The sequence below is a fragment of the Aquabacterium sp. UBA2148 genome (genome assembly GCF_002328915.1).
Classification (GTDB): domain Bacteria; phylum Pseudomonadota; class Gammaproteobacteria; order Burkholderiales; family Burkholderiaceae_C; genus Aquabacterium; species Aquabacterium parvum.
Window position 1 is genome coordinate 481 of the sequence record NZ_DCXA01000181.1, and the last position, 6377, is coordinate 6857.

At 66.9% G+C, this 6377-nt stretch carries 6 protein-coding genes; 4 read left to right on the forward strand and 2 right to left on the reverse strand.

From position 1 onward, the window contains the following. Window positions 1–1095 (forward strand): GspE/PulE family protein (locus tag B2W70_RS10130; RefSeq protein ID WP_286745410.1); only part of this gene is annotated, 1095 nt, incomplete at its 5' end. On the opposite strand, the gene B2W70_RS10135 is transcribed toward B2W70_RS10130, so the two are convergent. Both B2W70_RS10135 and B2W70_RS10140 read right to left on the reverse strand, forming a co-directional pair. After that, the gene (locus tag B2W70_RS10135) at window positions 1080–3437 is read right to left on the reverse strand and encodes a sensor histidine kinase (protein WP_286745413.1); all 2358 of its coding nucleotides are present in this window, start codon (window positions 3435–3437) and stop codon (window positions 1080–1082) included. The genes B2W70_RS10130 and B2W70_RS10135 overlap by 16 nt on opposite strands. Window positions 3438–3449: 12 nt before the next feature. Continuing rightward, on the reverse strand, window positions 3450–4175 hold the full coding sequence (locus B2W70_RS10140; protein ID WP_058086091.1) for a LuxR C-terminal-related transcriptional regulator: 726 nt from the start codon (window positions 4173–4175) through the stop codon (window positions 3450–3452). Window positions 4176–4368: 193 nt separating this feature from the next. Here B2W70_RS10140 and surE point away from each other — a divergent pair, with 193 nt between their 5' ends. From surE to B2W70_RS10155, 3 genes are all read left to right on the forward strand, one after another. Beyond that, the gene (gene surE, locus B2W70_RS10145; protein WP_058086119.1) at window positions 4369–5118 is read left to right on the forward strand and encodes a 5'/3'-nucleotidase SurE; all 750 of its coding nucleotides are present in this window, start codon (window positions 4369–4371) and stop codon (window positions 5116–5118) included. Then, on the forward strand, window positions 5115–5981 hold the full coding sequence (pcm, locus tag B2W70_RS10150) for a protein-L-isoaspartate O-methyltransferase (RefSeq protein WP_286745419.1): 867 nt from the start codon (window positions 5115–5117) through the stop codon (window positions 5979–5981). The genes surE and pcm overlap by 4 nt, the downstream gene beginning before the upstream one ends. A gap of 47 nt (window positions 5982–6028) precedes the next feature. Next, window positions 6029–6377: LysM peptidoglycan-binding domain-containing protein (locus B2W70_RS10155; RefSeq protein WP_286745421.1), on the forward strand; the 349-nt coding region annotated here is incomplete at its 3' end.

Below are 6377 nucleotides of genomic sequence, written 5' to 3' on the forward strand. Positions count from 1 at the left end.
CGCCGCGAGATGGGCGCCATCCGCTTTCGCATCGACGGCGTGCTGCACACCGTCTACCAGGTGCCGCTGGCGGTGATGCAGGCCATGACCGCGCGCATCAAGCTGCTCGGCCGCATGGACGTGGTCGAAAAACGCCGCCCGCTCGATGGCCGCATCAAGACGCGCAACCCGGGTGGCGACGAAGTCGAAATGCGCCTGTCTACCATGCCCACCGCCTTCGGCGAGAAGCTGGTGATGCGCATTTTCGATCCGGACAACACCGTCAAGTCCTTCGAGGCGCTGGGCTTTGCGCCCTCCGAGACCAAGATCTGGGAAGGCTTGGTCGGCCGCCCGCACGGCATCATCCTGGTCACCGGCCCCACGGGCTCGGGCAAAACCACCACGCTGTACTCCACACTCAAGCGCGTGGCCACCGACGAGGTCAACGTCTGCACCATCGAAGACCCGATCGAAATGATCGAGGCTTCCTTCAACCAGACGCAGGTGCAGCCCGCCATCGACCTGGGTTTCGCCGAAGGCGTGCGCGCCCTCATGCGGCAGGACCCGGACATCATCATGGTCGGCGAAATCCGCGACCTCGAAACGGCCGAGATGGCGATCCAGTCGTCCCTCACCGGCCACTTGGTGTTCTCGACCCTGCACACCAACGACGCGGCCTCGGCCATCACGCGCCTGACCGACCTGGGCGTGCCCAGCTACCTCATCAGCGCCACCGTCATCGGCGTGCTGGCCCAGCGCCTGGTGCGCACCCTGTGCCCGCACTGCAAACAACCTGACACCGAGCTGGATGAAAAGACCCTGGCCGAAGCCATTCGTCCCTGGCGCATGAACGGCAAGGTCAACGCGCACAAGCCCGTGGGCTGCCTGGAGTGCCGCATGACGGGCTTCAAGGGCCGCGTGGGCCTGTACGAGTTGCTGCCGGTGACGGAAACCGTCCGTGGCGCCATGCACCCGCAGGTCGACATGGCCAGCCTGCGCCGCACCGCCGCGAAAGAGGGCTTGCGCCCGCTGCGCCTGTCAGGTGTGATGAAGGTGGCCGAGGGCCTGACGACCCTCGACGAGGTCCTGCGCAACACGCCTCAATGGGAGGCGTGACCGGAAGCCTGGCCGGGCGCATGTTCGATCTGATCTTCCGGGCACGCCCCCGCGAAGTTCGGGATCTCCACCTCGCAGCAGACCCCATGGGGCGCCAAGGTTGACCAGCGCACGTTGCCCCCCAGTTGCTTGACCCGCTTGCGCACGCCACCCAGCCCCAGCCCATGTGACCAGGTCTCGGGTGCCGTGCCGACGCCGTCGTCGCACACCACCAGCCGCAGCGTGCCGCCTTGAAGGCTCAAGCTCACCTGCACCCGCCTGGCTTGCGCGTGGCTGATGGTGTTGCTCACCAGTTCACGCAGGATGCGCGTCAGCGCCGACCACTGCACCACGTTCAGCCCGATCTCGCGTTCCAGCTTCATTTGCCAGTCCAGCTCGCAGCGTGCCACGTTGAGCCGGTGGCTGATGTCGCGCTTCCACTCGCCCGCAGCCTGGGTCAGGCAATGCGTGTGCGCGGCCAGGCCTCGCGTGAGCGTCTTGAGGTCCTGGATGGTGTGGCGGATGTACTCCTCGATCTCGGGCGTGGGGGCCTGGTACATCAGCGTCAGCAGGCGCGCGCCGATGTCGTCATGCAGGTCCTGCGCGATGCGCAGGCGCTCCTCGCTGCGGCCCTGCTCGACCGCCTGATCAAAGCTCAGCGCCCGCTGCAGTTGCTCGACGATGCGTTGCGCCAAGGCGCAGTCGTCGCGGGTGAAGAGGTGCTGGCCCCTGCGGGCGTGCTTGACCACCAGCACCGTTCGCCGGGCATGCGTGGAAGCGGTCAGGCTGGGCACCGGCACCAGCATCAACCCGCCATCCTGGTCCAGTGTCACCTGGCTCAAATGGCCTTGGGCCACCATCACATCCAGGGGGTCGAAGAGGTCACGCATCAAGCGGGACATCGCTGGGCAGGCACTCTCAGGCTGCACTTCGATCTGCCGTGCAATGCGGTAGATCTGCTGGAAGACCTTCTCCATCGACAAGGAGTCGGGCCGGGGCAGCCTGGCCAGCAGCCAACGACGAAAGCTCAGGTACAGCCCCATCGACAGCATCAGAGAGATCGCCATCGACGCCAGCTGACCCATCGAGAACACCGCGACGAACAACAGGTCCAGCGATGCGGCGACCGTGCCCGAAGCGGCCAGCAGCATGAACTCCCGTTGTACCTGGCGCGTGCGCGAGAAATACGGTGCGATCAGCACCATCGAGGTCACGAAGGCCTGCCAGCCCGCCACGCCCCAGGTGCTGATTTCGAGGTTCAGGTCAGGGCGCTCGCGCGTGAGCCAGACGGCCAGGCTCAACAAGCTCCAGGTCAGCATGCCGATCAACAAAACCCGGCGCATCAGCAGGTGCAGGGGATTGGGGCTGCGCGCTTGCTCCGTGAATGTCACGCCGATGGCGCACAGGGCCAGGCCGCCACACCCCAGTTGCAGCAGCCACCAACCCTGGGCGGCCGAAAGGCTGCTGTGCAATGCCCACATCGCCAAGGCGCTCAGCCAGGCCGCCGCCGCCTTGAACCCCCAGTTGGGCCCTGGCGTGGCGTTCAACAGCGCGATGTGGACCAAGCCCGCAGCGCCCAGCAGGTCGAACAGCGCGCGCAAGCTCGTGTCCAGGGTCAGCAGCCACGTGGGGGTGAACAGGCCCAGGTTGCTTTCCAGTGCCATCAGCAGCAGGTTGCCTGCCTGGGTCACGGCGAGCAGGGCATAGCCTCCGTATCGCCAGTCCGCGTTGGACAGCAGCACCATCGCTCCCATCGAGGCCACCACCAGCGACAAGGCCGCCAGCACCCAGTAAACCGGTGTGATGCCAGCCCAGCCTCGGGGCGCGATCAGGATGGGTGCGTCGGGGTGCCCCTTGAGCTGCAGTCGCACCGCGACACCGTTGGGGCTCCAGTTGTCGAGGGCGTTGGACAGCCCCACGTGTCCAGCGATGAAACGCTGCAGACCATCCTCGTCGAGCAGCCACCGACCACTGGGGAACAGGGCCAGCGGCGGGATCGGGGCCACGAGTGCGGGGTGCGCATCGGCCATGCCGTGATCGATGCCCAGGGCTTGCAGCGTCTTGCCCTCCAGCGGGCGCAGGGGAGGGTAGTCTGCGGTGTCCAGCCTCACCTCGCCCGTCGGCGTGACCGCGAGCGAGAAGGGGAACCGAGGCTGCCCCGCCAGCCAGTGCGCCAGCAGCAGCACGCCAGCCATCGCCACCACCACGATGGTGGCCATCGCCTTCAGACGCCAGCCCACCCACCGTGGCAGGCTCAGTGGTTTCTGGAGAACGGCCTCCAGGCTGGGCCAGGCGTGAGTCGGGTCAGCGCCTGGTTCGCAGTTCGCGGCATCGGCCTCGCTTGCGATCAGGTGCGCTGACATGGTCAACCCAGGTCAGACCAGCCCTTGCTTGCTGGCAAGGACGGCGGCCTCGGCCCGGCTCGAGACATTGAGCTTTTTGTAGATGGACTTGATGTGGTCATTCACCGTGAACCACTTGATGCCCATCAGCGCCGCGATCTCCTTGATCGTGAAGCCCTTGCTCAGGTAGGTCAGCACCTCGCTCTCACGGGGGGTGAGGCGTTCGTGTTCGCTGGCCACCAGCACCGTTGCCGACGCGGAGGAAGCTGCACCGGTGTGGTTGGCTGCAGGCGCGCCCGGCATGGGCTCGCCCGTGCGGAAGTGGGTCAGCAGCCTGCGCGCGATGGCGGGCGAGAGCGGCGGCTGGCCCCGCACGATCTTTTGCAGCTCCTCGACCAGCACCTCGAAGCGGTCTTCCTTGAGCAAGTAGCCATCTGCGCCACATTGCAGCGCGGGGAAGAGGTGCTCGTCGTCGGAGTACAGCGTGGTGACGATCCGCGTGGCCGGGTATTGCGAGAGCTCGGTGAGCAACTCCAGCCCACTGCCATCCGGCAACTCGAGGTCAACCAGGATCAGCTGGAACGGGTCGGCTTGCGGACTGGCGCGCCCCCCTGCCGAATGGCCCAGGATGCGGCGCACCGCCTCCAGGTCGCCGGCTTCGGTGATGTCGCCGACGTCGCTGAAGCTCTCCCGCACCACGCGGCACAGGAAGCCCCGTGCAACCGGGTTGTCTTCAAGAATCAGTACCTTGACAGCCATGGACTCCTCCCGAGGCTGCTGGGTGCATTGGCCTGGGTTGATGATGCGCCCGAGAGCCGGGCATGAAGGGGGTCAGCCATTTGGGTGAACCGCATCCTTGGATTATCGGTCTCTATGGGGGGCTGCGTCACCCCTGTTGCACCCCGCTTGCATGTTTTGCGCCCACCTGTCGTTGCGCTCCTACAATGGTCGCATGCGAATCCTGATTGCCAACGATGACGGTTACCTGGCTCCCGGCATCGAAGCCCTGGTCAAAGCCTGCGAAGGCCTGGGAGTGGTGGACGTGTTCGCCCCAGAGCGCAACGCCTCGGGCACTTCCAATGCCTTGACCCTGCACCAGCCCCTGAGCCTGCACACGGCGGCCAATGGTTTTCGCTATGTCACGGGCACGCCGTCCGACAGCGTGCACCTGGCGCTCACCGCAGGCCTCATCCCCCAGCCTGACCTGGTGCTCTCGGGCATCAACAACGGTGCGAACATGGGCGATGACACCTTGTACTCCGGCACGGTCGCCGCCGCCACCGAAGGCCATCTGTTCGGCGTGCCTGCCATCGCCTTCTCCCTGGTTGAAAAGGGGTGGGAGCACCTGGATGTGGCCGCGCGGGTGGCCCGCCAGGTCATCGAGCAGGTGCTGGCGCGGCCCCCTGCGGCCAGGCCGTGGTTGCTCAACGTCAACATCCCGTCGCGCGCCGATGCCGACCAGGCCCCCTGGGAAATCACCCGCCTGGGCCGCCGACACGCCAGCTTCCCGGCGGTGCCGCAGCACAACCCTCGGGGCGACCTGTTCTACTGGATCGGCCCCGCAGGCGAGGCCCGCGAAGAGGGCGAAGGCACCGACTTCCATGCCATCCGCCAGGGGCGTGTGTCCATCACGCCGCTTCAGGTCGACATGACCGATCACCAGCGCCTTCCCCAATGGCAGCAGTGGGTGGGGCGCGCATGAGCCAGGGTCAGGCAGAGCGCAAGCCCAGGCGCTTTCCTTTGCAGCTTGACCAATTGCCGGCTGGGGCGGCCGCAGCTGCCTCGGTGCGCTCGGGGCGCGAATTGTTGCGTCCTCAAGCGCCGCTTCAACATGCCGTCGATGAGCGGCAGCGCCAGAGTCGCCCCCAGGGTGTGGGGCTCGATTCGGTGTCGGTTCGTCAGCGCATGGTGGCCCGCCTGGCTGCCGAGGGCATTGCCCACCCGGGCGTGCTGGACGCTTTCGCGCGCGTGCCTCGCCACCAGTTCGTTGACACCGCCCTGGTCAACCAGGCTTACGAAGACACCAGCCTGCCCATCGGCCTGGGGCAGACCATCTCCAAACCGTCCGTCGTGGCGACCATGATCCAGGCGCTGTGCACGCGCCCGGGCTTGGCTGCCGACCCTGCGGTGTTGGCCAGGCCACTGGGGGCCTGCCTGGAGGTGGGCACGGGCTGTGGCTACCAGGCGGCGCTGCTGGCGCTGCTGGCGCGACGGGTGGTCTCCATCGAGCGTTTGCGCGATTTGCACCTCAAGGCGCGCCAGCACCTCGATGGGCTGCGCACCTCGGTGCCGGGCATGCCCGACGTCCGCCTCGTCTACGGTGATGGCATGCTGGGCCATGCCCCGCAAGCCCCTTACGACACCATCATCGCCGCAGCGGGGGGCTCAGCCCTGCCTCAAGCCTGGCTCGACCAACTCGCCCCTGGAGGGCGCCTGGTGGCGCCGATGGAAGAGGCCGGTCGGGGGCAGGTGCTCACCATCGTCGATCGCCTGCCCGATGGCAGCTTGAAACACAGTCGGGCCGGGGCCGTCCTGTTCGTCCCCCTAAAATCCGGCATGACCTGACGGTGCCGCCGGGTGTTTTTTGCACCTGGGGCCACAACCAAATGCCCATGAGACCTTCCATTCGCCTGGTCGCCGCGGCGGCCACCCTCCTCATCCTGGCCGGTTGCGCTTCGCCCGGTCGGCGTGCCCCGGTTGAAGACCAAGGGCGACCTGCCGGTGGCTCGTCCGCTTCATCTGCCAGCGCCCCCAAGGTGCTGCCGGGCGCCGAGAACGCCGGCAAGCCCGGTTACTACACCGTCAAACCTGGCGACACGCTGATCCGCATTGCGCTGGAGTCGGGACAGAACTGGCGCGACATCGCCACCTGGAACAGCCTGGAGAACCCCAACCTGATCGAGGTGGGGCAGGTCGTGCGCGTGGTGCCACCAGCCAGCGAGGCCGCACCGGGTGTGGTGG